Annotated in this window: 20 protein-coding genes and 3 pseudogenes; 18 read left to right on the top strand and 5 right to left on the bottom strand. The window is 66.1% G+C overall.

The window, feature by feature from the left end:
- Window positions 1-18 precede the first annotated feature (18 nt).
- From G6N54_RS25250 to G6N54_RS25205, 10 genes and pseudogenes are all read left to right on the top strand, one after another.
- Window positions 19-570: a MaoC family dehydratase gene (locus G6N54_RS25250; protein ID WP_170313074.1), complete on the top strand. Its 552-nt coding sequence runs from the start codon at window positions 19-21 to the stop codon at window positions 568-570.
- Window positions 567-965 (top strand): Zn-ribbon domain-containing OB-fold protein, encoded by a 399-nt coding sequence (locus G6N54_RS25245; RefSeq protein ID WP_163793038.1) that lies wholly within the window; start codon window positions 567-569, stop codon window positions 963-965. The genes G6N54_RS25250 and G6N54_RS25245 overlap by 4 nt, the downstream gene beginning before the upstream one ends.
- 11 nt (window positions 966-976) lie before the next feature.
- Window positions 977-2077 (top strand): acyl-CoA dehydrogenase family protein, encoded by a 1101-nt coding sequence (locus tag G6N54_RS25240; RefSeq protein WP_163793037.1) that lies wholly within the window; start codon window positions 977-979, stop codon window positions 2075-2077.
- A gap of 11 nt (window positions 2078-2088) precedes the next feature.
- Window positions 2089-2568, top strand: a complete 480-nt coding sequence (locus G6N54_RS25235; RefSeq protein WP_163793035.1) for a MaoC family dehydratase — start codon at window positions 2089-2091, stop codon at window positions 2566-2568.
- Window positions 2565-3731, top strand: coding sequence for a lipid-transfer protein (locus G6N54_RS25230; RefSeq protein WP_163793033.1), 1167 nt, complete (start codon window positions 2565-2567; stop codon window positions 3729-3731). The genes G6N54_RS25235 and G6N54_RS25230 overlap by 4 nt, the downstream gene beginning before the upstream one ends.
- Window positions 3732-3755: 24 nt before the next feature.
- Window positions 3756-4361 (top strand): TetR/AcrR family transcriptional regulator, encoded by a 606-nt coding sequence (locus tag G6N54_RS25225; RefSeq protein ID WP_163793031.1) that lies wholly within the window; start codon window positions 3756-3758, stop codon window positions 4359-4361.
- Window positions 4362-4432: 71 nt separating this feature from the next.
- Window positions 4433-5419: an esterase/lipase family protein gene (locus tag G6N54_RS25220; RefSeq protein ID WP_163793029.1), complete on the top strand. Its 987-nt coding sequence runs from the start codon at window positions 4433-4435 to the stop codon at window positions 5417-5419.
- 37 nt (window positions 5420-5456) lie between these two features.
- A pseudogene (locus tag G6N54_RS25215) lies at window positions 5457-5576 on the top strand (TetR/AcrR family transcriptional regulator); the annotation flags it as partial.
- A gap of 120 nt (window positions 5577-5696) precedes the next feature.
- Window positions 5697-6169: pseudogene (locus G6N54_RS25210) on the top strand (DUF5709 domain-containing protein).
- Window positions 6170-6200: 31 nt separating this feature from the next.
- Window positions 6201-6422, top strand: a complete 222-nt coding sequence (locus G6N54_RS25205; protein WP_163793027.1) for a hypothetical protein — start codon at window positions 6201-6203, stop codon at window positions 6420-6422.
- 369 nt (window positions 6423-6791) lie between these two features.
- Here the strand turns inward: G6N54_RS25205 and G6N54_RS25200 are convergent, their stop codons facing one another.
- Together G6N54_RS25200 and pruA are read right to left on the bottom strand one after the other, a co-directional pair.
- A complete protein-coding gene (locus G6N54_RS25200; protein WP_163793025.1) occupies window positions 6792-7754 on the bottom strand; it encodes a proline dehydrogenase family protein in 963 nt (320 codons plus the stop codon).
- Window positions 7754-9385, bottom strand: a complete 1632-nt coding sequence (pruA, locus tag G6N54_RS25195) for an L-glutamate gamma-semialdehyde dehydrogenase (protein ID WP_163793023.1) — start codon at window positions 9383-9385, stop codon at window positions 7754-7756. Before pruA ends, G6N54_RS25200 begins: the two co-directional genes overlap by 1 nt.
- 83 nt (window positions 9386-9468) lie before the next feature.
- Between pruA and G6N54_RS25190 the strand changes: the two genes are divergently transcribed.
- The 8 genes and pseudogenes from G6N54_RS25190 to G6N54_RS25155 all read left to right on the top strand — a co-directional run bounded on the left by G6N54_RS25190 (window position 9469) and on the right by G6N54_RS25155 (window position 19503).
- Entirely contained in the window at window positions 9469-11076 is a 1608-nt protein-coding gene (locus tag G6N54_RS25190) for a PucR family transcriptional regulator (protein WP_163793021.1), read from the top strand.
- A gap of 89 nt (window positions 11077-11165) precedes the next feature.
- Window positions 11166-11702, top strand: coding sequence for a hypothetical protein (locus G6N54_RS31200; protein ID WP_163788001.1), 537 nt, complete (start codon window positions 11166-11168; stop codon window positions 11700-11702).
- Between the two features lie 449 nt (window positions 11703-12151).
- Window positions 12152-13657 carry an HNH endonuclease signature motif containing protein gene (locus tag G6N54_RS25180; RefSeq protein WP_163793019.1) on the top strand — a complete coding sequence of 502 codons (1506 nt, stop codon included), beginning with the start codon at window positions 12152-12154 and terminating at the stop codon, window positions 13655-13657.
- A 72-nt stretch (window positions 13658-13729) separates the two neighbouring features.
- Window positions 13730-14533, top strand: a complete 804-nt coding sequence (gene stf0 / locus G6N54_RS25175) for a trehalose 2-sulfotransferase (protein ID WP_163793017.1) — start codon at window positions 13730-13732, stop codon at window positions 14531-14533.
- A 49-nt stretch (window positions 14534-14582) separates the two neighbouring features.
- Window positions 14583-15497 (top strand): sulfate adenylyltransferase subunit CysD, encoded by a 915-nt coding sequence (gene cysD / locus G6N54_RS25170; RefSeq protein WP_163793015.1) that lies wholly within the window; start codon window positions 14583-14585, stop codon window positions 15495-15497.
- The gene (gene cysC / locus G6N54_RS25165; RefSeq protein WP_163793013.1) at window positions 15497-17416 is read left to right on the top strand and encodes an adenylyl-sulfate kinase; all 1920 of its coding nucleotides are present in this window, start codon (window positions 15497-15499) and stop codon (window positions 17414-17416) included. The genes cysD and cysC overlap by 1 nt, the downstream gene beginning before the upstream one ends.
- Before the next feature lie 146 nt (window positions 17417-17562).
- Window positions 17563-18711: pseudogene (locus G6N54_RS25160) on the top strand (YeiH family protein).
- Between the two features lie 99 nt (window positions 18712-18810).
- Window positions 18811-19503: a GAP family protein gene (locus G6N54_RS25155; RefSeq protein WP_163793011.1), complete on the top strand. Its 693-nt coding sequence runs from the start codon at window positions 18811-18813 to the stop codon at window positions 19501-19503.
- 6 nt (window positions 19504-19509) lie between these two features.
- Here the strand turns inward: G6N54_RS25155 and G6N54_RS25150 are convergent, their stop codons facing one another.
- The 3 genes from G6N54_RS25150 to dapC all read right to left on the bottom strand — a co-directional run bounded on the left by G6N54_RS25150 (window position 19510) and on the right by dapC (window position 24313).
- Complete coding sequence (locus G6N54_RS25150) at window positions 19510-20703, bottom strand: alpha/beta hydrolase (RefSeq protein WP_163793009.1); 1194 nt, start codon at window positions 20701-20703, stop codon at window positions 19510-19512.
- A 48-nt stretch (window positions 20704-20751) separates the two neighbouring features.
- Entirely contained in the window at window positions 20752-23112 is a 2361-nt protein-coding gene (locus tag G6N54_RS25145; RefSeq protein ID WP_163793007.1) for an amino acid permease, read from the bottom strand.
- 112 nt (window positions 23113-23224) lie between these two features.
- Complete coding sequence (dapC, locus tag G6N54_RS25140; RefSeq protein ID WP_163793005.1) at window positions 23225-24313, bottom strand: succinyldiaminopimelate transaminase; 1089 nt, start codon at window positions 24311-24313, stop codon at window positions 23225-23227.
- Window positions 24314-24345: the final 32 nt, after the last annotated feature.

The following is a 24345-nucleotide window of genomic DNA, read 5'->3' as shown; positions in this document are numbered from 1 at the left end:
GTCAGGAGGATTTAGTACGTGACCAACCAAGATCCCGAGTTCCTCGCCAAGCTGCGGGGGCTCATCAACCAGCCCACCGGGGGTAGCGGAAAGCCCACCGTGGCTCCGGATCCGGTGAATCAGCCGATGATCCGGCATTGGGCCTACGCGCTCGACGACATGAACCCGGTTTACCTCGATCCGGAGTTCGCCGCCGCCTCACGATTCGGCGGCATCGTGTCGCCGCCGGTGATGTTGCAGACGTGGACGATGCCGTCACCCAAGCTGGAGGGGATCGCAGAGCGCGGCGGCGCACCGATGGAGATCACCAACAATCCGACCGCGTTCCTGGACGACGCCGGATACAGCAGCACGGTGGCGACCAACTCGGAATTCGAGATTGGGCGCTACCCTCGGCTCGGCGACGTGATCAGCGCGACTTCGGTCTTCGAGGAGGTCTCCGACGAGAAGAAGACGGCGAAGGGATCCGGCTTCTTTTTGACCTGGGTGATCACCTACTCGGATCAAAACGGCGAAGTGCTGGGCCGGCAACGATTCCGGGTGCTGCGCTTCAAGCCGGACAACTCATGAGCGCCCGCTTGGCCCCGACCATCACTGAAGACACCGAGTTCTTCTGGAACGGGCTGCGCGAGCACAAGCTGCTGATCCAGCGCTGCAAGAGATGTGGAACGCTGCGCAATCCCGCGCGGCCCATGTGCCCTGGCTGCCGTTCGCTGGAATGGGAGGCCATCGAATCGTCGGGCCGCGGCACCGTCTACAGCTACGTGATGCCGCACGAACCCAAGTTCGGATTCTTCGAGTACCCCTACATCGTGGTGCTGGTGGCACTCGACGAGGGCGTACGGCCGGTGTCGAACCTGTGTGAGATCGACCCGGCTGACGTGAGGGTCGGCATGCCGGTCGAGGTCTTCTACCAGGCTTTCGATAACGACCTTGTGCTGCACCAGTTCCGGCCGAGCGGCTAGGTCAATCGCGCATGGACTTCACCTTCACCGAAGAACAAGAGACCATCCGCAAGCTGGCCCGCGAGCTGTTCGAGCGCCGCGGCACGCCCGAGCGACTCACCGAACTCGAAGCCGGCGAGACCCGCTATGACGGCGCACTCTGGCAAGAACTCGCGGCCGTCGACCTGCTGGGCGCCGGATTGCCCGAATCGCTGGGCGGTAACGGCGGCGGCTTCCTGGAAGTCGGCGTGCTGCTGGCCGAGGTCGGGCGCGCCGTGGCACCGGTACCGGCCTACGCGACCTTGGTGCTCGGCGCGGATCCGATTGCCCGGCACGGAAATCCGGAGCAACAGCAATGCTTCCTGCCTGACGTCATTTCCGGCACTCGCATCCTGACCGCCGGGCTACAAGAACCCGGCCGCTCCGAGCCGACGAGCCCGGCCACCAAGGCGGTTCGCGATGGCCAGAACTGGCGGCTCGACGGAGCCAAGGAACTGGTGCCGGCCGCCCAGCTCGCCGACACCGTGCTGATTCCCGCCAGCACCGACGACGATCGGGTGAGCCTGTTCCTGCTGGCCTGCGATGCCCCCAACGTCGAGATCCGGCCGGTGGCGACCACCAGCGGCCAACCGCACGCCGACGTATTCCTGGATGGTGCAACAGTTTCGGAGACCGACCGGCTGGATGGCTCGATCGAGTCGCTATACACCCGGGCGCTGATCGGGCTGTGCGCGATCCAGCTCGGCGTCGCCGAGCGGGCCCTGCAGATCGCCGCCGAGTACACCAGCGCGCGTGAACAATTCGGACGTCCGATCGGCAGCTTCCAGGCCGTGCAGCAGCGGTTGGCCGATGCCTTCATCGACGTCGAGGCGATCCGCTGGACCACCTGGCATGCGGCCTGGTTGATCGCGAACGGACGCCCCTTGGAAGATGCGCGGCGGGCTGCGCGCATCGCGAAGTTCTGGGCCGCCGACGCCGGTGCCCGCGTCGCGTCCACCACCCAGCACGTACACGGCGGCATCGGGATCGACATCACCTATCCCCTGCACCGTTATTTCCTCTGGGCCAAGCACAACGAGCTCACCCTCGGCTCCGCGCCCGCGCAGCTGGCCGGTATCGGCAGCACCTACTGAGAAGGAAACCGATGACGACGACCGCAAACCGCACCACCACCTTGCAGTGGGCCGACATCAGCGTCGGGGACGAGGTCAACCCGCTCGAAATCCCGATCACCACCACGATGATCGTGGCCGGCGCGATCGCCTCGCGTGACTTCATGCCAGTGCACCACGACGTCGAATACGCCAAGAAGCAGGGTTCACCCAACCTGTTCATGAACATCTTGACCACCAACGGGTATTGCGTGCGCTTCCTCACCGACTGGGCCGGCCCCGAAGCGATGGTCAAGAAGCTGTCGATTCGACTGGGCGTGCCATGCTTCCCCGACGATCCGCTGCGCTTCACCGGCAGCGTGACGAGCAAGACTTCAGCCCCTGAAGGGGCGTCGCCGGCTGAGAACTTCGTCGAGGTGACCTTCCGTGGCTCCAACAGCCTGGGCGATCACGTCTCGGGCACCGCGATCCTCAGCCTGCTCGACGGAGCCTTCGAAAGAGGTGAAGCATGAGCCGGCTTCCCGGCGCCGCCGCGATCGCGGGCATCGGCCAGACCGAGTTCTCCAAGGAATCCGGGCGCAGCGAACTGCAATTGGCGTGCGAGGCGGTCAGCGCCGCGCTCGACGACTCGGGCCTGACGCCCGCCGACGTCGACGGCATGGTCACCTTCACGATGGACTCCAGCGACGAGATCGACATTGCCCGCAACGTCGGCATCGGCGACCTCAGCTTCTTCTCCCGCGTGCATCACGGCGGCGGCGCTGCGGCCGGCACCGTCGTGCATGCGGCGATGGCCGTCGCGACCGGTGTCGCCGACGTGGTGGTGTGCTGGCGCGCCTTCAACGAACGTTCCGGGTTCCGGTTCGGTGGCAGCGGGCGCAACATGACGGAAACCCCGCTGTTCATGGCGCACTACGCGCCCTTCGGATTGCTCACTCCCGCAGCGTGGGTCGCGATGCATGCCCAGCGCTACATGTCGACGTATGGGGTCACCAACGAGGACTTCGGGCGCGTCGCCGTCGTCGACCGCAAACACGCCGCCACCAATCCCGACGCGTGGTTCTACCAGCGCCCGATCACGCTGGAAGACCACCAGAAGTCCCGCTGGATCGTCGAACCCGTGCTGCGACTGCTGGATTGCTGTCAGGAAAGCGACGGCGGTGTCGCGCTGGTGGTGACCAGCGCCGAACGCGCCCGCGACCTGAAGCAGCCACCGGCGATCATCGCGGCCGCCGCGCAGGGTGCGGCCGCCGACGGGGAGATGATGACCAGTTACTACCGCAACGACATCACCGGGCTGCCGGAGATGGGCGTGGTCGCCGACCGGCTGTGGCGCGATTCGGGCCTCAAGCCCCAGGACATCCAAACCGCATTCATCTATGACCATTTCACGCCGTTCGTGTTCACCCAGCTCGAGGAGCTTGGCTTCTGCGGGCGTGGCGAGGCCAAAGACTTCGCCACCGTGGAGCGGCTCCCGCTGGGCGGGGAATTCCCGATCAACACCAATGGCGGGTTGCTCGGCGAGGCCTACATCCACGGGATGAACGGCATCACCGAAGGCGTGCGCCAGGTTCGGGGCACGTCGTACAACCAGGTCGACAACGTCGAACACGTGTTGGTCACCTCCGGCACCGGGGTGCCGACCAGTGGCTTGATTCTCGCGCCGGCCGGGTAGGCGCGTCATGAAGGGGAGGGGACCATGACGGCTTCCGAGTTGGCCCAGGCCGCCGATACCCGCGAGCTCATCGTCGAATCCGCGTTCGCCTGCTTCGGCAAGCAGGGTCTGCAAAAGGCCACGATCGTCGACATCGCCAAGCGGGCCGGGATATCTCGCAGCACGATCTACGAATACTTTTCCGATAAGGCGTCCATCGTGGAGGCGTGCGCCGAGCACGCGTCGCAGCAGTTCTACCGTGAGATGACCAAGGCGATGGAACGCGGCAGCTCGCTCGAGGACAAACTCTGCGCGGCAGCGGTTTTCGTCACCCAGGCGCGGCGAGTCATCGCGTCGGAGAAGTACTTCGACGAGGACGCGATCAGCCTGCTGCTGACCAAGGACGCGGCCGTGCTGCTGCGCGAGTGCGTCGAGTTCTTCACCCCCTACCTCGCGGCGGCCCGGCTCACCGGCGAAGTCCGCAAAGACCTCGACAACGAGGCCGCGGCGGAATGGTTCGCGCGAATCCTGTTCTCGCTCTTCAGCATGCCGTCCTCGACGCTGGACATGGACGACCCCAAGGTCGTCACCGAGTTCGTCCGCGCCCACCTGGTGCGCGGATTCGCCAGCGAGCGCCCGCGCAGGCGATGACTGACATGAACACATCGTCGACCGCGCGAAAAATCAGAGCAATCACCGCAGTCCTGCTTGCAATTTCGTCGATGGTCTCGGGTTGCAACAGCCCCCAGGATTCACCCGCGGTAGTGGTCGTCTCGGGTGGCGACGCGACAAGCCCGTTCACCACGCCGGACCAAGCCTGCGCGACGGGGCTTGCGGCGGGCAACACCGACACCGCGATCCGGGAATATCTGCTCACACGGCATTACCGGGCTTTCACCTCACCAGCGATGGCCGGCCGCGGGCAAGTAGTCGATCAGAGCGGCTTCGGTGCTTTCGGGCAGTGCCCGATTAGCTTGCCGGAGAACATGACCGTCAACTCCACCGCCAGCATCGACACGGCAGGTGAGCACCTGGCCCGGTTCTTGAATTACCTGCACAGCGACAAGGGCATCAACGTCGTCGATCTCGTCGGCCATTCGATGGGCGGCTTGTACTCCCGCGCGGCAATCCGCGTGCTGGCCACCACGAACTCCCCGGTGCACGTCCGCTCGCTGACCACCATCGGGAAGCCCTGGCAAGGCTCCTATCTTTCGGATTACGCAAATGGCTTCGTCCCGCTGACCGACTGTGCCGGCGATCAGTTCTGCGAGAACGCGATGAGCGGCTTCAAGGATGAAGTGCTGCGCTTGATGTCGGGTTCCGGGCGCGAGGTCAACCAGCCCTACCTGATGGGCAAGGACGGATGGAATCAATTCCAGTCCGGGGTGTTGGACAAAGTCCCGGTGGTACTGATCGGCGGCAGGAGGTTCGCCAGGCCGGGTCCGGTCAACGCGATGGTGTGGCCGAATGACGGCATCGTCGCGCTGCGTAGCGCGCTGGCAGGTGATGTCGGGGACTCGGTGCTGCCACACCGGCGCTGCTATACCTTCGACGACACGCACAGCATCTACGTGTCCAATGCTGCGGGCCTCGACTGGAATACGGCGCTCACCTGGGACCCACGGGTCTTCGAGGTGTTGCACACCGCCCTGCGGAATGCACCAACATCACTCGACGGACCCAACCGCGACGGTTGCCCCGGCCCCTAGGCGCTCATCCATCGTGGGGACGTGCGCCGAGCACGTGTTGTTCAGCACGCCTTCGCCGATCTGGGATACGGACGACCCTGACGTCGTCACCGAATTCATCTGCGCACATGTGGTGCGCGGGTTCGCCAACGAGCGCCCGCGACCGCTCAACACATGACTTTCGACCCTCGCGGACAGCGGCCCTCGTCATACGCACTGCACATCATGACCGAGGGCTGACCCTGGATGGCGTAAGCCTCCCATGGGCACTCTTATCACGATTCAGGAGTACACGATCATGAGCACTCACTACGAGGCACGCCCTGCCGCAGGCGAATACAGCGCCGAAGACGACAATCAACTGCAACCAGAAGACAGCCTCATCGACCGCGGTGTGGACGACATACTCGACGAGGGCTATTCACCGCCCGAACAGCCATACGGTCCCGGTGCATTTGGCCCGTCTGAAACCCTGGACCAGATGCTCAGCGAGGAAGAGCCGGATCCCGCGCGCGACTCAATGTGCTGCTCGATGAGGCAGAACGACAGCGCTCCGACGAATCAGAACGCGTAGCCGAATTTGCCCGGCGACGCGAGCTCGGTCGAGTCCGAGCGGGCCGGCTTATGGCGACCAACCAGGGATCTGGCGAAGACGCCGAGGCAGAATTGGTCGCCGAGGATGTCGGTATCTGTGGCGGCGCCGCCTCTGCCGAAGAAGCCGCGGTTCACATCATCGACGACGAGATCGATGGCATCGAAGACGAGGATTAGCGAATTCGCCAGGTTGCGAAGGACTTTCACCATGAAAATGTGGGTCCAACTCGAGGGCCACAACGAAGACGACGAGTATCCGGACGACGCCACCTACGAAGTACTGACCGGCGGCGTCCTAAAGGTTACCAGCGGCAACGACATTCACCTTTACGGTCCGGCCTACTGGCAAGAGGTCACGATCGACACCCGCCCCGCCGCTGCCGATGACGTGCAGGCCGAACGACTCGACGACGAGCTCAAATGGCAATGAGGCGCGTTCGGAGTCAAATCTCGGTATCGGCGGTGGTACCGGTCGACGGTGCGGCAGGGCCGAAGGCGTCTTGGAATAGTAGGCGCTGGCAAGACTACGATACTGCCGCCACGGCTCTGCGAGGCGGACCACTTCGTCTTGGCTCGGTAGGTGGTCGAGCCCATAGGACTGCTGGATGGCCTTGCGCAGGGCGAGGTCTCCGGGCAGCACCACGTCGGGGCGCGCGAACGCGATGATCAGAAAGCCATGAACAGTCCAGGGGCCGATACCGGGAATCGCGGTCAGTCGCGTCTGGATCTCGTCATCGGACAGCCCGCACAGTTCACCCTCGCTGAGAGTTCCGTCGGCGAACTGGTGCCTACACTGAGCTCAGTGACCGCGCTGCGCCAGCGCCCGCAGGAAGAACGTCAGGTTGGCTGGCCGTTCGGCGAGCCGCCGCATGAAGTAGCCGTACCACTGGGTGCCAAACGGCACGTAGACGCGAACGTGATGACCGGCGTCGGCCAGGCGGCGCTGTTCCTCGTCGCGGATGCCGTACAGCATCTGGTATTCGAATTCGTCAGTGCCACGGCCCGATTCGCCGGCAATGGCCGGGACCTCCTCGATGATGGCGGGGTCGTGCGAGGCCACCATCGGATACCCCGAGCCGGCCATCAGCACCCGCAGGCAGGCCAGATAGGAGTCGGTGACCTCGTCTCGACCGCGATAGGCCACCGACGCCGGTTCGTCGTAGGCGCCCTTGCACAGCCGGATCCGGGCCCCCGAAGCGGCGAATTCCCGGCAGTCACCCAGCGTGCGTTTCAGGTATGCTTGCAAAACCGTTCCCAGCCAAGGGAATTCGGCCCGCGGATCGCGGACGATGGACAGCGTCGAATCGGTGGTGGTGTGGTTCTCGGCGTCCACCGTCACCCAGATCCCCGCCCGCTGCGCAGCGTCGCAGATCGACCACGCGTTCTCCCGGGCGATCTTCTCACCATCGCCGTCCAGTGACTGTCCCAGCGCCGACAACTTGACCGAGACTTCCAAAGGCGCGATGTCACCGGCTTCGTGCAGCCGGCCCAGTTTGTCGATCAGGTCGAAGTAAGTCCGCACGGCCGCGCCGGCATCGTCGGCGTTCAGGACGTCCTCGCCCAGATAGTCGACGCTGACCAGACGGTTCGAAGCACGCAGGGCGGCAACGCTATTCAGCGCTGAATCGATTGTGTCGCCGGGAACGAAGCGGTGCACCACCTTGCGGGTGACCGGCAACCCCTCGGCAGCACGTCGCAATCCCGGACGCCGGCTGGCGGCCATGATCGCCGGTCGCAGCGTACTGGCGAATACGCCGGCCATTAGTCGGACCCCATGTGCGGGTAGGTGTATTGCGTGGCCGGGACGAATGTCTCCTTGATGGTGCGTGCGGACGTCCAGCGAAGGAGATTCAGCACCGACCCGGCCTTGTCATTGGTGCCCGAGCCGCGCGACCCGCCGAACGGCTGGCGCCCGACGACGGCCCCGGTCGGCTTGTCGTTGACGTAGAAATTGCCGGCCGCGAATCGCAACCGGTCCTGCGCGGTGAGCACGGCCTGGCGGTCGTCGGCGATCACCGCACCGGTCAGCGCGTAGCGCGCCCCGGTGTCGATCACGTCGAGGATGCGCTCGTAGGAATCGTCGGGATAGACGTGCACCGAGAGCAGCGGGCCGAAGTACTCGGTCGAGAACGCCTCGTCGGTTGGGTCGTCGGACAGCAGCACGGTCGGGCGGACGAAATAGCCGACGCTGTCGTCGTATTCGCCCCCCACCGCGATCGTGACGCCGGCCGCGCCCTTGGCCCGCTCGATGGCGGTGACGTTCTTGGCGAACGCGCGCCGGTCGATCAGGGCGCCGCCGTAGTTGGTCAGGTCGGTGATGTCGCCGTAGCTCAGTCCGGCCGTCGCACCGAGGAAGTTGTCACCCATGCGCTGCCACACCGAGTGCGGGATGAATGCCCGCGACGCCGCCGAGCACTTCTGGCCCTGGTAGTCGAACGCGCCGCGAATCAGCGCGGTACACAGCACATCCGGGCGCGCCGAGGCGTGTGCGACCACGAAGTCCTTGCCGCCGGTCTCGCCGACCAGCCGCGGATAGCTATGGTAACGGCCGATGTTGGTGCCCACCTGCTGCCACAGATGGCGGAAGGTGGCCGTCGAGCCGGTGAAGTGAATGCCGGCCAGCCGCGGATCGGCCAGCGCCACATCGGAAACCGCCAGCCCGTCGCCGGTGACCAGGTTGATCACGCCGGGCGGCAATCCGGCGGCCTCGAGCAGCTGCATGGTCAGATACGCCGACAGCGTCTGGGTGATCGACGGCTTCCACACCGCGGTGTTGCCCATCAGCGCCGGCGCGGTCGGCAGGTTGCCCGCGATCGAGGTGAAGTTGAACGGCGTGATCGCGTAGACGAAGCCGTCCAGCGGGCGGTACTCGCTGCGGTTCCACTCCCCCGGTGCGCTGACCGGCTGCTGCGCCATGATCTGACGGGCGAAGGCCACGTTGAAACGCCAGAAGTCGATCTGCTCGCACGGCGAATCGATCTCGGCCTGATAGGCCGACTTGGACTGGCCGAGCATGGTCGCGGCGGCGATCTTCTCCCGCCACGGGCCCGCCAGCAGGTCCGCCGCGCGCAGGAATACCGCGGCACGCTCGTCGAAAGGTAGTGCCGCCCAATCGTTCTTGGCGGCCATCGCCGACTCGACCGCCGCCGTAGCGTCGGCGTGCCCGGCGTTGGTCAGGGTGCCCAGTGTGGCCGCGTGCCGGTGCGGCGCCACGACGTCGATGCGCTCACCATCGCCCATCCGATGTTTACCGCCGATGACGTGTGGGAGTTCGATCGAATGATCGGCCAGCGCGGCCAGTTCGGTCTTGAGCCGGGCGCGTTCGGGCGAGTGCGGGGCGTAGTCGTGGACCGGCTCGTTGACCGGTGTCGGCACCTGGGTGATCGCATCCATGGTGCCAGGATCCTCGGCCCGCGGGCACAATCTGTTGGCTGATCGTACAGGATATATCTGCCCTAGTAGTAATATTGGACAATATGCGGGTGCCCGGGGTCGGACTGGGCCAGCTGCTGCTCGCGCTGGATGCGACGCTGGTCAGCTTGGTCGACGCCCCGCGCGGCCTGGACCTGCCGGTGGGATCGGCGGCGCTGATCGATTCCGACGACGTTCGGCTCGGTCTGGCGGCCGCGGCGAGCCTCGCCGACGTGTTCTTCCTGCTAGGAGTCGGGGACGGCGAGGCGCTGCGGTGGATCGACAAGCAGGCACGCGAACGTGCGCCGGTGGCGATCTTCGCCAAGGAGCCGTCGACCGCGGTGGTGGCCGCGGCCGTGGCGGTCGGGTCGGCGGTGGTGGCCGTCGAGCCGCAGGCCCGCTGGGAGCGGCTCTATCAATTGGTCAACCACGTCTTGCAGCACCACGGGGATCGCGCCGATCCGATGGAAGACTCCGGCACCGACCTGTTCGGTCTGGCGCAATCGCTGGCCGATCGCATCCACGGCATGGTCAGCATCGAAAACGCGCAGTCGCACGTGCTCGCCTACTCGGCCTCCAACGACGAGGCCGACGAACTGCGCCGGCTGTCCATCCTCGGCCGGGCCGGGCCGCCCGAGCACCTGGAGTGGATCGGCCAGTGGGGTATTTTCGACGCGCTGCGAAGCAGCGACGAGGTGGTGCGCGTCGACGAGCGCCCGGAGTTGGGCCTGCGTCCGCGGTTGGCGATCGGGATCTATCAGCGGCCGGCCGGGCCCCGCCGACCGCCGGTGTTCGCCGGCACCATCTGGGTGCAGCAGGGGTCGGCGCCACTGGCCGACGACGCCGAGGAGATCCTGCACGGCGCGGCGGTGTTGGCCGCCCGCATCATGTTTCGGCTGTCCGCCCGGCCGTCAACGCATGCACGACGGGTGCAACAACTGCTCGGCCTGACCGACCCGGAGACAGTCACGGCGCCGGCCGACGTGGCGGGGATCGCCCGCGAGCTGGGCCTGGCCCCCGATGGTACCGCGGCACTGATAGCTTGGGACACCACCGTCTCGGGGTCCCGCCACGCCCGGCTCACCGACGTTATAGCGTTGAGTGCCAGTGCTTTTCGCCGTGATGCCCAGATCGCGTCGCAAGGCTCGCGAACGTACGTGTTGCTGCCTCAGACGTCGGCGGCGCGCTCGGTGACGTCGTGGGTCCGCGGCACGATCGGCGCGTTACGCACCGAACTCGGCGTCGAGCTGCGAGCCGTCATTGCGGCACCGGTCGCCGGCCTGGCTGGGATCGCGGCGGCACGCGGCGAGGTTGATCGAGTGCTCGATAGTGCTGAGCGACACCCGATTTCGATCGGACAAGTGACCTCGCTGGATGAGGCGCGCACCACCGTGTTGCTCGACGAGATCGTCACGACGATCGGAACCGACGAGCGCTTGGTCGATCCGCGGATACGCGAGCTGCGAGCGCGGGATCCGGTGCTGGCCGAGACGCTGCGGGTGTACCTGGACAGCTTTGGCGATATCGCTACTGCCGCGCACTGGTTGCGGGTGCACCCGAACACGGTTCGCTACCGGGTGCGTCGGATCGAGAAGCTGCTGTCGACGTCGCTGGGCGATCCCGAAGTGCGGCTGCTTTTTTCGCTCGGGCTGCGGGTGCTGGAGCGGGGATAGCCGGGGCCTGACCTGCGCTGTGCGGGATGCGAAGGTCCAATGAGCGGTAACGCAAATCGGCTGTGGTGGCCGCACTCGAGGGGGGGTCGATGAATCGTTCGCTGCTCGCACGCACCTGCGGCGAGGTCACGAAAATGGCTGCCGGCGTTGCGATTATCGCGATTTCGGCCGCCGGAGTGCCGGCGAACGCAACCGCTGCGGCGGTCGTGCCCGACAAGTTCCGCTCCGACCTGCCCACCGGTCCGGACGATCCCCGTTGCCTGCAGAATCCCGGGTACGCGCCGTGTATGGGCGGTCCCTACTGGGTGGGCCCGCCTGCGGCGCCCACGCCACCCGGGCCTCCCACCGGACCGCTGGATCCGCAATGCATGTCCAATCCCGCCGATGCGGCGTGCGTGGGAAGCCCGTTCCTGCCGCCACCGCCACCGGTCGCTCCACCTCCACCGCCGGTCGAACCACCACTGCCACCGCCGGCGGCTCCGCCTCCTCCGCCGCCGGTGGAGCCCATTGCTCCGCCTCCCATAGCGCCGCCACCGGTCGTGCCGATCGTCCCGCCTCCCGTAGCGCCGATCGCGCCGATGCCGGCGATGGGCGGCGCAGACCCGGGCATGCCCGGCCACATATAACTTCGGCGGCGAGTCGCGCGGGACCCTTAAGTGTCCACCAAACCAGGCGGTGGTGTTGTTCCACTCGGGGCAACGAGGCGAACGCACGAACCGCGAGTTCTGCCCGAGCGGTTCGCCGGATCATGCATGAATTACCCCGCACTGCAAGGCAATACATGGACGATGTGACCTGCGGCGCCTTCCGGCCGACGACAGCTACCTTCAAAATGCCCTAATGGGCGCGCATGCGAGTTCTCACCGTCGCGCACGGCGGCGATGTTCGGGCGCGCAGGAACTCTGCCATCTAGAAAACAACCTCCAGCGGGCACCGCGAGGCGAATTGCTCATTTTTCCAAGGGTGATCGCGTTTCGTGGTGTGCTTCGTTGTGCCTTGTCCACAGTCGGAGGTTTATCCACAACGGCCCGTTTCGGCTGTGCGGAGGCGGGTGACCACCACTAGAATCGAAATCATGTTCGAATACGCGGACGATGCCGCGGTGGTGGCCGCAATCGCCGAATCCGCCCGGGCCGAGGCGGCGGCCACGGCACGCCGATTGCAGGCCATCGCCGAGTTGGTGCACCGCCAGGCCGACAGCCTCGTGGACCATGACAGCTGGTGGTGCGACAACTGGGACGCGATAGCCGCCGAAGTTGCTGCGGCACAGGGCATTAGCCACGGGATGGCGTCGGGCCAGATGTACTTGGCGGTAGCGTTGCGAGATCGGCTGCCAAGGGTCGCGGCCCTGTTCGCCGAAGGCTCAATCAGTGCGAGAGTGGCCGCGACGATCGTGTGGCACACCGACCTCATCAAAGACCCAAAGACTCTACAGACCGTCGACGCCACGCTGGCCGACGACGCGACGACATTCGGCCCACTGTCGGTGACCAAGACCGCTCAAGCCATCGATGCCGTCGTCGACCGTCACGACCCCGCGGCGGTTCGCCGTGCGCGGGCCAACGCACGCGGACGCGATGTGGTGGTCGGGGGTGCCGACGGCCGATCCGGCACCACGTCCTTTTGGGGTTCCTTGTTCGCCACTGACGCAGCCGTGTTGGACCGGCGGCTCGCGCAGATGGCCCACCAGGTGTGCGAGAGCGACCCGCGTACCGTGGCACAGCGCCGCGCCGACGCGCTCGGTGCACTGGCCGCCGGTGCCGAACAACTGGCGTGTGCGTGCGGCGCAACAAATTGTCCGGCCGCCCTCGACACCGACGCGCGCGCCGGCGCGGTAGTGGTTCACGTCATCGCCGAAAGCCGCAGCCTCGAGAGTGCGCCCGATCCATACACATCAGGCGAGCCCGCGACGCGACCGCTCACACCCGACACCACCCTGTCCGAGGCTTTGGCCCCAGACCCCGAGCCGCCCGCACCCGCTAAGCTGCCGGTCGCCTATGTGGTCGGTGGCGGCGTGGTCCCGGCTCCGCGGCTGGCCGAGCTGATCCGCGGTGGCGCCAAGGTCCGGCCGTTACGGCGCCCCGGTGCGTCCCCGTCCGAGACGGCCTATCGCCCGTCGGCGGCACTGGAGCGCTTCGTCAGGTGCCGAGATTTGTCCTGTCGCTTTCCGGGCTGCGACCGTCCCGCGGAGTGCTGCGACGTGGACCACACGGTCCCCTACCCGCTGGGCCCGACCCACCCGTCGAACCTGAAATGCCTATGCCGAAAGCACCATCTTTTGAAGACGTTCTGGACGGGTTGGCACGACGACCAACGGCCCGACGGAACTGTCGTCTGGACCTCGCCAACCGGGCGCACCTACACCACCCATCCGGGCAGTCGCCTGCTGTTTCCCGCGCTGTGTCTGCCGACGGGCGAATTAGCGTCTCCCCCAAGCCAATATCGACCTACCAGCAATCGCGGCGTCATGATGCCGATCCGCCGCCGAACCCGACAGCAAGATCGCGTCCGGCGCATCGATGCCGAACGAGCGCTTAACGCCGCCCACGTCGCTGAGCGCAATCAGCCGCCGCCGTTCTAAGGCACTACTTATGCTCAGCGTGAGCGTAATTCTGCGTGTTGCAGGGGTTTTGCATCCGGCTAGGCTTTGCTGGTGGTAGTAAACCCGTCCTCCTATTTGGTGCTGGCTTCCCAGCGCAGTGGCAGCACACTTCTCGTCGAATCGCTCCGCGCGACCGGTGTGGCCGGCGAGCCCCAGGAGTTCTTCCAGTACCTGCCGACCACCAGCCAGTCCCCGCAGCCGCGCGAGTGGTTCGCCGGCGTCGAGGACCAGTCGATCCTGAGCCTGCTCGATCCGCTGGACGAAGGGAAGCCCGACCTCGCGCCGGCCGAAATCTGGCGCGACTACATCCGCACCGTCGGCAGGACACCGAACGGGGTCTGGGGCGGCAAGCTGATGTGGAACCAGACGCCGCTGCTGTTACAGCGCGCCGAAGGCCTCCCCGACCGGTCCGGCCCCGGCCTGCTGTCCGCGATCCGCGACGTCGTCGGTGAGGACCCGTTGCTGGTCTACGTCTATCGGCCCGACGTCGTCTCGCAGGCGGTGTCGTTCTGGCGGGCAGTGCAGACCCGGGTATGGCGGGGCCGGCCCGATCCGGTCCGCGATGCGCGCGCCACCTATCACGCGGGCGCGATCGCCCACGTCATCACGATGCTGCGCGGCCAGGAGCAAGGCTGGCGGAATTGGTTCGCCGAAGAAGACGTCAAGCCGATGGAAATTCCGTATCCGGTGTTGTGGCGCAATCTGACTCAGGTGGTGGGCTCCATCCTCGACGGGTTGGGCCTCGACCCCGGGCTGGCGCCCCAACCAGTGCTGGAGCGCCAAGCCGACAAGCGTTCCGACGAATGGGTAGACCGCTACCGGGCGGACGCCGAAAGAGAGGGGCTCCCCACATGACCCTCGCCGGTGACCATACAGAGCGCAGCGATGAGGAGGAATGGCGACGATGACCCGCGTGACCGAGACTCGTGTCGACGAATTGCGGCTGCTGGAAGCAGAAGCCGTGCACATCATCCGCGAGGTCGTCGCCGAGCTGGAACGGCCGGTGCTGCTGTTCTCCGCGGGCAAAGATTCGATCGTGTTACTTCGGCTGGCGGAGAAAGCCTTTCGGCCACTACCGCTGCCGTTTCCGGTGATGCACGTCGATACCGGTCACAACTTCGACGAGGTCATCGAGTTTCGCGACCGCCGAGTCACGGGCCAGGGACACAAGCTGATCGTCGCCTCGGTGCAGGAGTCCATAGACAATGGCCGGGTTCCCGATCCGGGCCCCGGCGCATCACGCAACCGGGCCCAGACCCGCACCCTGCTCGACGCGCTGGAGGCCGGCGGCTTCGATGCGGCCTTCGGTGGTGCCCGCCGCGACGAGGAACGAGCCCGCGCCAAGGAACGCATCCTGAGCTTCCGCGACGAGTTCGGGCAATGGGATCCCCGCGCGCAGCGCCCGGAGCCCTGGACGCTGTACAACGGCCGGATCAAGAAGGGCGAGCAGGTCCGGGTGTTCCCGCTGAGCAACTGGACCGAGCTCGACGTCTGGCGTTATATCGAGCTGGAAAACCTTGAGATACCGTCGATTTACTACGCACACGAACGCGAGGTATTCGCGCGCGACGGCATTCTGCTGGCGGTGTCGGCGTACGCCACGCCGCAGAACGGCGAAACCTCGGCCGTCGAGTGGGTGCGCTACCGCACCGTCGGCGACCTGACCATCACCGGGGCGGTGCGCTCCGAAGCCACCGACATCGCCGGGGTCATCACCGAGATCTCGGCGGCAACGGTGTCCGAGCGCGGCGAGACGCGCGCCGACGACCGCACGTCGGCCGCCGCCATGGAGGATCGCAAGCGAGAGGGCTACTTCTGATGACTGCCACCGACAACGCGGAAAAAACCGTCCATACCAAGGGAATAACGCGTCAGCTGCTGCGGATTACCACCGCGGGCTCGGTGGACGACGGTAAGAGCACCCTGATCGGTCGGCTCATGCACGACACCGACAGCCTGCCGCTGGATCACCTGGAAGCCGTAACCGACGAGGAGGGCGTGGCCGATCTCGCCGCGCTGTCCGACGGTCTGCGTGCCGAGCGCGAACAGGGCATCACGATCGACGTCGCCTACCGATTCTTCTCCACCGCCGCACGCAGCTACATCCTGGCCGACACTCCCGGCCACGAGCGCTACACCCGCAACATGTTCACCGGCGCGTCCAACGCACACGTGGCCATCCTGCTGGTCGACGCTCGCGCCGGGGTGCTGCGTCAGACACGACGGCACGCCCGGATCGCAAAGCTGTTGGGCATCAAGCATTTCGTCGCAACCGTCAACAAGATCGATCTGATCGACTTCGACCAGGCCGGTTTCGGAGGCGTGAAAGACGAGCTCGACCAGCTGGCGGCACGCCTGGGCAATGTGGACATCACGGTGATCCCGATCGCGGCCAAGCACGGCGACAATGTGGTACACCGCTCCGAGAACACGCCGTGGTACGAAGGCCCCACCCTGCTGGAGTATCTGGAAAGCATCGAGCTGGCCGCACCGAACGCCGAGGCATCGCGGCTGCGCCTGCCCGTGCAATGGGTGTCACGGCCGACCGAAGACCAGCGTCGCCGCTACACCGGACGGCTCGCGGCGGGCACGCTCAGTGTCGGCGACCCGGTGGTCTCGCTGCCCGCCGGCACCAGCTCGACGGTGACCGCGCTGGACACCCTCGACGACGACCGCACCACCGCTGTTGCCCCGCTGTCGGTTTCGATCGAGCTCGCCGATGACATCGACGTGGGGCGCGGCGACGTCTTTGTCAGCGGGGCCGACGACGCAGTCCTGCCGGTGCTGGCCCGGGAGCTCGACGCGACCGTGTGCTGGTTCATCGACACCCCGCTGCGGGCCGGCGACCGCCTGGCCCTCAAGCAGACCACCAGGACCGTGCGGACGACGGTCCAGGAGCTGCACTCGCGGCTCGACCCGGAGACTCTCGACGAGCTTGATCAGCCAATTGAGTTGACGCTCAACGATATCGGTACCGTGACATTGCGGACCAGCTCGATCGTCATCGCCGATCCCTATGCCGACAACCGCGACAGCGGCGCGTTCATCCTTATCGACGAGACCACCAACGACACCGTCGGCGCCGGCACCATCACCGAGCCACGAGAGGTCAAGCCGGGCACCCAGGCGCGCACCGACATTCGCTGGCATCCCTCGGCATTGGACCGCAGCCATCGCTGGCAGGCCACCGGACAGTCGGGAGCGACGATCTGGTTCACCGGCCTGCCCGCCTCCGGTAAGTCGACGATCGCGGTAGCCGTGGAGCGCGCCCTCGTCGAATCGGGACGGGTGGCCTACCTGCTCGACGGGGATAACCTGCGGCATGGCCTGTCCGACGACTTGGGCTTCTCCCCCGGTGACCGCACCGAAAACATCAGGCGCGTTGGTCATTTGACTCGACTGCTGGCCGACGCCGGTGTGGTCGCGCTGGCCTCGCTGGTGTCACCGCTGAAATCGGATCGCGAGACCGCACGCGCCCTCAACGATGCCGCTAAGCTGCCGTTCATCGAGGTGCACGTCGCCACCTCGCTGGCCGAATGCGAAAAGCGCGACCCCAAAGGCCTTTACGCACGGGCGCGCCGGGGCGAACTCAAGGGGTTGACCGGTGTCGACGCGCCGTATGAACCGCCCGACAACCCGGATCTGGTGCTGGAAAACACCGACGCCGACATCGACGAGCTGGCGGCTCGGGTCATCGCGTTGCTCGACGAGCGCAGCCCGCAGCGGCCCGACAGCTAGATTCAGCGCGAGCCAATCACTTGGTCCTGGACGCCGCGCCAGGGAGCATGCGTGCGTGAGTGATTGGCGCGAGCGGGCGGGCTCGATATCGGTGGACTGGTGGGCGACGCTGGTCGCCGGTGTGATCGTGGTGTTGGCAGTGGCCAATGCGCTCCCGAAGATTCCGTGGTGATCGCGTGAGTACCACTCGCGTCGAACCGGACGAAACGCTGGACGAACCCACGTTTACCAGCAGGCAACCGCTGCACTACCTGCCGGGAATCTTGCTGCTGATCGGCGTCGGCTTACTCGGTAAATACGCTCAGATCTGGTGGAACACGCTGGCCAAACACGAACACTGACGAGTTCCCGACATCGAATACGTGTTGTGGGCCATCGTGATTGGGCTGCTGATCACCAACACCATCGGCCTGCACCGGATATTTCGTGCCGGCGTGCGGACCTACGAGTTCTGGCTCAAGGTCGGGATCGTGGTGCTGGGAGCGCGATTCGTGCTCGGTGACATCGCCAAGCTCGGCGCGATCAGCCTGGTCCAGATTCTGGTGGACATGACGATCGCGGGAACCGTCATCATCTTCGTCGCGCGGGCGTTCGGATTGTCGGGCAAGCTGGGCTCGCTGCTGGCGATCGGCACCTCGATTTGCGGGGTGTCGGCGATCATCGCGGCCAAGGGCGCCATCCGGGCTCGCAACTCCGACGTCAGCTACGCCATCGCGGCGATCCTGGCACTGGGCGCGGTGTCGCTGTTCGTGTTGCCGCCGCTGGGTCACGCGATCGGGCTCACCGACCACGAATTCGGCCTGTGGGCAGGCCTTTCCGTGGACAACACCGCCGAAACCACCGCCACCGGCTACCTGTACTCCGACCACGCCGGCAAGATCGCGGTGCTGGTCAAGTCGACCCGCAACGCGCTGATCGGGTTTGTCGTGCTCGGTTTCGCGCTGTACTGGGCCGCGCGCGGACAAGCCGACGAGATCGCCCCCGGCGCATCAGCCAAGGCCGAGTTCATCTGGCAGAAGTTCCCGAAGTTCGTGCTGGGCTTCCTGGCGGTGTCGGCGATCGCGACCGCGGGCTGGCTGGCGAAAGGGCAAACCGCAAACCTGGCGAACGTGTCGAAGTGGGCGTTTGTGCTCACCTTCGCGGGGGTCGGGCTCAACACCGATTTCCGTCAGATCGCCCGCACCGGATGGCGCCCACTGGTCGTGGCTGTGATAGGGCTCACAGTTGTCGCCACGGTCTCGCTCGGAATCGTCCTGCTGACGTCGCGTGTATTGCATTGGGGTGTAACTACCTAGCGAGGCGCAACACGCCGGCCCGCACGGCAGACGGTAACGTAACGCCCATGCGGCACTCGTACGTCACCCTGTTGGACGCCGAGGCACCCGAATCCTGACATGTGGATCACCCTTCTGGTCATGGCCTTCGCGATGAGCGTCGAGCCGTTCCGGATCGGCATGACGGTGTTGATGCTGAACCGACCCAAGCCGATGTTGCAGTTGTTCGCGTTCCTTTGCGGCGGCTTCGCGATGGGCATGACCGTGGGCATGTCCGTCGTATTCGGCCTGCAGCGCAGACTGCTGAGTTCTCCGCAGCTAAGTTTGCCGAAACTTCAGATTCTGATTGGCGGTTCGGCGCTGCTCGTGGCCGTCGTGCTGACGGCACAGGTCGCGCTGCGAGACAAGGTCGGCGCGTTCAAACGCACCCCCACCGACAAGTCGGACCTGCACGAGCATCACGGCCTGGGCCGGTTTTCCCGGCGGCTACTGCGCGGGCGTTCGCTGTGGGTGGCGGGGGTGGCCGGCCTCGGGATCGCCTTGCCGTCCGTCGACTATCTGGCGGCGCTGGCCGCGATCGTGGCTTCCGGCACCGCCGCCATGACGCAGTTCAGCGCGCTGCTGATGTTCCACGTAGTGGCGTTCGCACTCGTCGAGATCCCACTGCTGGCCTGTCTGCTGGCACCCGATCAAACACGTGCGTGGATGGCCGCGCTGCAAATCTGGATCCGGTCTCGCCGGCGCGTCGAGGTCGCCAGCCTGCTGGCCGCGGCCGGGTGCGTGCTGGTGTTCATCGGCATGCGCAGCCTCTAACGCCCGCTACACCGCGGCGTGCGCCGCGCGGGCCGAGCCGAAAATGTCGAACGCGTTCTGCGCCCAAGGCAACTCGGCATAGACCACGGGCTGGCTGCTGACCTCACCCAACCGCGCCACGAAGCTGCGGGCCTGCTCGACCGGCACCAACGAGTCGTTGGTGCCGTGCAGCACGAAAAACGGTGGGGCGTCTGGGCGGACGTACTCAATCGGTGACGCCGCGCGAAACGGTTCGGCGATCTCCGTGCGACTGACCTTGAACACGTTCTTGGCCACTATCGCCGCCATCAACGGATGTACCGCGGTGCCGGTCGCGTTGAAGTCGTACACGCCGTAAAACGGCACCGCCACATCCACACCGGTGTCGGCTTCTTCGAAGCCCGGCTGAAAGAGTGGATCGTTGGCGGTCAACGCGGCCAGCGACGTCAGATGCCCGCCGGCCGAACCTCCGGTGATCGCAATCCAGTCCGGGTCGCCGCCGTATTCGGCGATGTGCTGCTTCGTCCACGCGATCGCGCGCTTGACGTCGACGATCTGGTCCGGCCAAGTGGAACGCGGGCTGAGCCGGTAGTTGATCGCCACGCAAATCCAGCCCAGTTCGGCCAAGTGGCTCATCAGCGGATGTGCTTGTCCGCGTTTGTTTCCCACCATCCAGGCGCCGCCGGGGATCTGCAGCAACACCGGCGCACGCCCGTTGCAGTCGAGATCAGGCCGTCGCCAGATGTCGAGATAGTTGCGCGAACCGTATTCCCCGTAACTGATGTCGCCGTCGTGTGTGTAGTCACGATAGATCCGCAACATGCGTGCCGCGCCGGGCCTTTTCGCGGTGGCACCGCCGGGCGCCGGACGTTTCCACAAGTCGCCCGACTCGGTTCGGCGGTCGGTTCCCAGTCCGGCGTCGAGCGCGGCCGTCAGCGGCTCGTTGGCCTGCTGCCCGAAACGACGTAACCCCAACAGCCCCAGCGCCGACACCGCCGAGAACAGCCAGCTGATCCGCCGCGTCCGCGCGGGCAGCCGAGGAGACAGCGCCGCCTGCGCCGTGACTTGAACCCCGATCATCTGCAGCGGCAGCTCCGAGGCGAATGCGCCATAAGCGAACGCGAATGCCGAGCCGTATCCGCCCTTGCTCAACGGCCGATAACCGTTGGCGGTGAATACGAGGCTCACTAGGGATGCCAAAATCGCGAGCAGTCGCTTCACTGCAGTCCTTTCCGTGGAACGCCGGTCATGCCGTCGCCACGTTAATGCTCAGGTGGTGCTGGTCTGCGACGCCCCGGGCCTGCCGGCCTGCGCCGGGTCCTCCACGATGTGGTACATCGGATCGACCATCGACATCGGCCGGTTGCCACTCTGCTTGGGCTTGCCGGTGATGCGCAACAGCTGCCCGGGCTGGATGTCGGCACCCTTGTGCCCGGACGGGAACACGACGGTGATCTCGCCGCTGTGGTCGCCGACGACGACCGACCGGATGGTGCGCCGGCCTTTGCTGGTGTCCTCGACCTCGTTGACCCGTCCTTCAAAGGTGGCGCTGCGCCCCGAGATCAGGCTCGCGACGGTGATCACCGACCGCGACGGATCCGGATGCTCGTAGGCTTCGACGTCCTTGTCCTCACCGCGGGTAACCCACTCGCCGAACTTCTCGAATTCGTGCGCGATCCGTTGCTCGAAGCGTTCCGGATAGGCCTCCTCGATCCGCGTTTGGACGTCGTACGGAACGATCGTCGCGGCGGCGTCCGGAATCATGCTGACCGCTCGGGCGATCTTGTCCGCGGTGCGATCGTGCAGCAGCCGGCCCACCAACGGGTTATAGGTGCGGCGCGGCAACAGCGCCGTCACGTTGGTGTTCCGCTGTTCGTCAATCGCCTTGGCGATGAAGCGTTGCGCGGCGCGGATGATCCGCCGGTCCGGGCAGTCCACGACGCGCAGCCGGGTGTCGAGTTCGAAGTGATCCCAGCGCTTTCGTATTTGCGCGGCGTAGGCGGCATCGACCATGAAGTGCACCGCGATCATTTCGTCGGCTCGTAATCCCTTGCCGTACCGCAGTGCTTCGATCACCGCGAGATCGACGGAGTTCACGAACACGAACACCTTGTGCCGCGCATACTTCACCAAATCGGGCCGCTCGGTGCGGAACATCTCGAGAATCGCTGCCTCCGCACGGTATTCCTGATTCAGCCGCATCAGGATGAACACCAGCAATGGGAAGACGACGACGACCAGCCAGGCTCCCTCGGTGAACTTCGCCGCCGCGAAGATGGCAACCACGACCGTGGACAGGATTCCCGCGGAAAGGTTGATCGCCAACCGGGTACGCCAACGCGACTCGCGATGGGTCAGATGGTGTTTGGTCATGCCGTAGCCGGCCATCGAAAATCCGGTGAACACACCGATCGCGTAGAACGGCACCAGCGCGTTGACCGAACCGCCCGTCACCACCAGCAGCACCACCGACAGCGCGGTAAGCGTGATGATGCCATTCGAAAACACCAGGCGGTGACCGCGTTTCATCAACTGCCGGGGCAGGAAGCGATCCTCGGCGACGAAACTCGCCAGCGCGGGGAAGCCGTTGAAACTGGTGTTGGCACCGGTGAACAGAATCGCGGCCGTAGCCGTCTGGACCAGGATGTAAAACACGTTGCCCACCACGCCGCCACCGAAGACCGCGCGGGCGATCTGGGACAGCACCGACGGGTATTCACTCTCGTACGGCGTCGCGTGCGTGGCAAAGGCGAGGTAGGCGACACCGGCCAGCAGAAATCCGAGCACGCTGGCCATCGTGGTGAGCACCTTACGTGCGTTGCGGCCCTGGGGCTTTTGAAACACGTCGACGGTGTTCGATATCGCCTCGACCCCGGTGAGCGACGAACCACCGTTGGCGAACGAGCGCAGCAAGGTCAGGATCGTCGCACCCATCACCAGGCCGTCGGCCTTGTGCACCGGCACCGCTCCCGGCATCTGCGTGGGGTCGTACACCGGCAGGTCGCCGATCAACACCCGCGCGACGCCGACCACGATTGTCAGGCCCACCATCGCGATGAAGAAGTAGGTGGCGAACGCGAACTGCCAGCCCGCCTCCTTCAACCCGCGCAGGTTCAAGAAGCAGATGAGCAGCACCACGCCGACCGTGATCTGCAGGCTGTGCGGCCCGAGCGACGGGATGGCCGACACCACCGCCACGGTCCCGGCCGCCGCCTGCACGGCGACTGTCACCACATAGTCGATCAACAGCGCCGCGGCGGCGACCTGAGCCACCCGCGGCCCGAAGTTCTCCCGCGCCACGATGTAGGACCCGCCCGCGCGGGTGTAGGCCATTACGACCTGCCGATAGGACGCGGTCACCAACACCAGGATCAACAGGATGACGCCGGTGATCGGAAGCAGCAAGGCAAACGCCGCCAGCCCCGCGGCCGGCAGCAATTCGATCAGAATCTGCTCGGGGCCATAGGCGGTCGACGAGATCGCGTCGGGCGAAAGTCCGCCTAGGGCAACCGGATTCGACAGTTTCTCGCCTGCCAGCTCCTCGGTGATCAGCGGCTTTCCCAGGAAGAGGCGCTTGGCGATGTCCTGGACCGACAGTGGGAGGCGCAGTTTGCCAGCCGAAGTTGTCACGACAACATTCCTTACCCGAGATTCAGCGGTTGGGTAATGCCTTCGATGCATTCTGCCGGTTCGGCTGATCAGCAGCAGACCGACGCCTGATTTCTCGCGATCGGCGCGCGGGCTATGCGGTGAGCCGCTGCACGGCGGCGTCGATGCGCTCGTCGGTGGCGGTCAGGGCGACGCGCACATGCTGCCCGCCGCGCGGGCCGTAGAACTCGCCGGGCGCCACCAGGACGCCCCGGCCGGCCAACCACCCGACGCTGTCGCGAGAGGGCTCACCGCGGGTTGCCCACAGATACAGCCCGGCTTCGGAATCGTCGATCGTGAAGCCCGCCGCGCGCAGCGCCGGCGCGAGGATGGCGCGACGGCGCGCGTAGCACTCGCGCTGCACCTTCTCGTGGTCGTCGTCCTCCAGCGCGGCCACCATGGCGGACTGCACCGGCGTCGGCACGATCATTCCGGCGTGCTTGCGCACCGCCAGCAGCTCGGCGACCAGGCCGCGATCGCCGGCGACGAAACCGGCCCGGTATCCCGCGAGCGACGAGCTCTTCGACAGCGAATGCACGGCCAGCAGTCCGGTGTGGTCGCCGTCGCAGACGTCGGGATGCAACACCGACAGCGGCTCGGCCTCCCAGCCCAGCCCCAGGTAGCACTCGTCGGAAGCCACCACGGCACCGCGCTCCCGCGCCCACCCGATCACCTTGCGCAGATGATCGAGGCCCAGCACGCGTCCGGTCGGGTTGCTCGGCGAGTTCAGGTAGACCAGTGCCGGCGATTGCGGCCCCAGTTGAGTCAGCGAATCCGCGCGGACCACCTGCGCCCGGGCCAGCCGGGCGCCGACGTCATAGGTCGGGTAGGCCAGCTCGGGAACCACGACCACGTCCGCGGGCCCAAGCCCCAGCAGGGTCGGTAGCCAGGCGATGAGTTCCTTGGTGCCGATCACCGGCAACACCGCGGACTCGGCGAGCCCGGTGACGCCGAAGCGGCGACCCAACGCCGTGACCGCGGATTCGCGCAGTTGGGCGGTGCCGGCGGTGGCGGGGTATCCGGGCGAGGAACCAGCGCCCGCCAGCGCCTCTTGGATCACCGGCGCGACCGGGTCTACCGGGGTCCCGATAGACAGGTCGACGACTCCGTCCGGATGCGCGCTGGCCAACGCTTTCGCCTCTGCCAGGGTGTCCCAGGGAAACTCCGGCAGAGATGCCGACAAGGCAGGTCGGCCCCCCCTGGGGTCCTGCGCCA

Origin of the sequence: Mycobacterium stomatepiae, from assembly GCF_010731715.1 — a bacterium.
In the GTDB taxonomy this organism is placed as follows: domain Bacteria; phylum Actinomycetota; class Actinomycetes; order Mycobacteriales; family Mycobacteriaceae; genus Mycobacterium; species Mycobacterium stomatepiae.
This window is presented reverse-complemented; position numbering and strand designations above follow the sequence as displayed.

What these genes read in the sequence shown, in the direction of transcription:
- G6N54_RS25245 (WP_163793038.1), top strand. Translation starts at nt 567, where the DNA reads ATGAGCGCCCGCTTGGCCCCGACCATCACTGAAGACACCGAGTTCTTC.
- G6N54_RS25240 (WP_163793037.1), top strand. Translation starts at nt 977, where the DNA reads ATGGACTTCACCTTCACCGAAGAACAAGAGACCATCCGCAAGCTGGCC.
- G6N54_RS25235 (WP_163793035.1), top strand. Translation starts at nt 2,089, where the DNA reads ATGACGACGACCGCAAACCGCACCACCACCTTGCAGTGGGCCGACATC.
- G6N54_RS25230 (WP_163793033.1), top strand. Translation starts at nt 2,565, where the DNA reads ATGAGCCGGCTTCCCGGCGCCGCCGCGATCGCGGGCATCGGCCAGACC.
- G6N54_RS25225 (WP_163793031.1), top strand. Translation starts at nt 3,756, where the DNA reads ATGACGGCTTCCGAGTTGGCCCAGGCCGCCGATACCCGCGAGCTCATC.
- G6N54_RS25220 (WP_163793029.1), top strand. Translation starts at nt 4,433, where the DNA reads ATGGTCTCGGGTTGCAACAGCCCCCAGGATTCACCCGCGGTAGTGGTC.
- G6N54_RS25205 (WP_163793027.1), top strand. Translation starts at nt 6,201, where the DNA reads ATGAAAATGTGGGTCCAACTCGAGGGCCACAACGAAGACGACGAGTAT.
- G6N54_RS25200 (WP_163793025.1), bottom strand. Translation starts at nt 7,754, where the DNA reads ATGGCCGGCGTATTCGCCAGTACGCTGCGACCGGCGATCATGGCCGCC.
- pruA (WP_163793023.1), bottom strand. Translation starts at nt 9,385, where the DNA reads ATGGATGCGATCACCCAGGTGCCGACACCGGTCAACGAGCCGGTCCAC.
- G6N54_RS25190 (WP_163793021.1), top strand. Translation starts at nt 9,469, where the DNA reads ATGCGGGTGCCCGGGGTCGGACTGGGCCAGCTGCTGCTCGCGCTGGAT.
- G6N54_RS31200 (WP_163788001.1), top strand. Translation starts at nt 11,166, where the DNA reads ATGAATCGTTCGCTGCTCGCACGCACCTGCGGCGAGGTCACGAAAATG.
- G6N54_RS25180 (WP_163793019.1), top strand. Translation starts at nt 12,152, where the DNA reads ATGTTCGAATACGCGGACGATGCCGCGGTGGTGGCCGCAATCGCCGAA.
- cysD (WP_163793015.1), top strand. Translation starts at nt 14,583, where the DNA reads ATGACCCGCGTGACCGAGACTCGTGTCGACGAATTGCGGCTGCTGGAA.
- cysC (WP_163793013.1), top strand. Translation starts at nt 15,497, where the DNA reads ATGACTGCCACCGACAACGCGGAAAAAACCGTCCATACCAAGGGAATA.
- G6N54_RS25155 (WP_163793011.1), top strand. Translation starts at nt 18,811, where the DNA reads ATGTGGATCACCCTTCTGGTCATGGCCTTCGCGATGAGCGTCGAGCCG.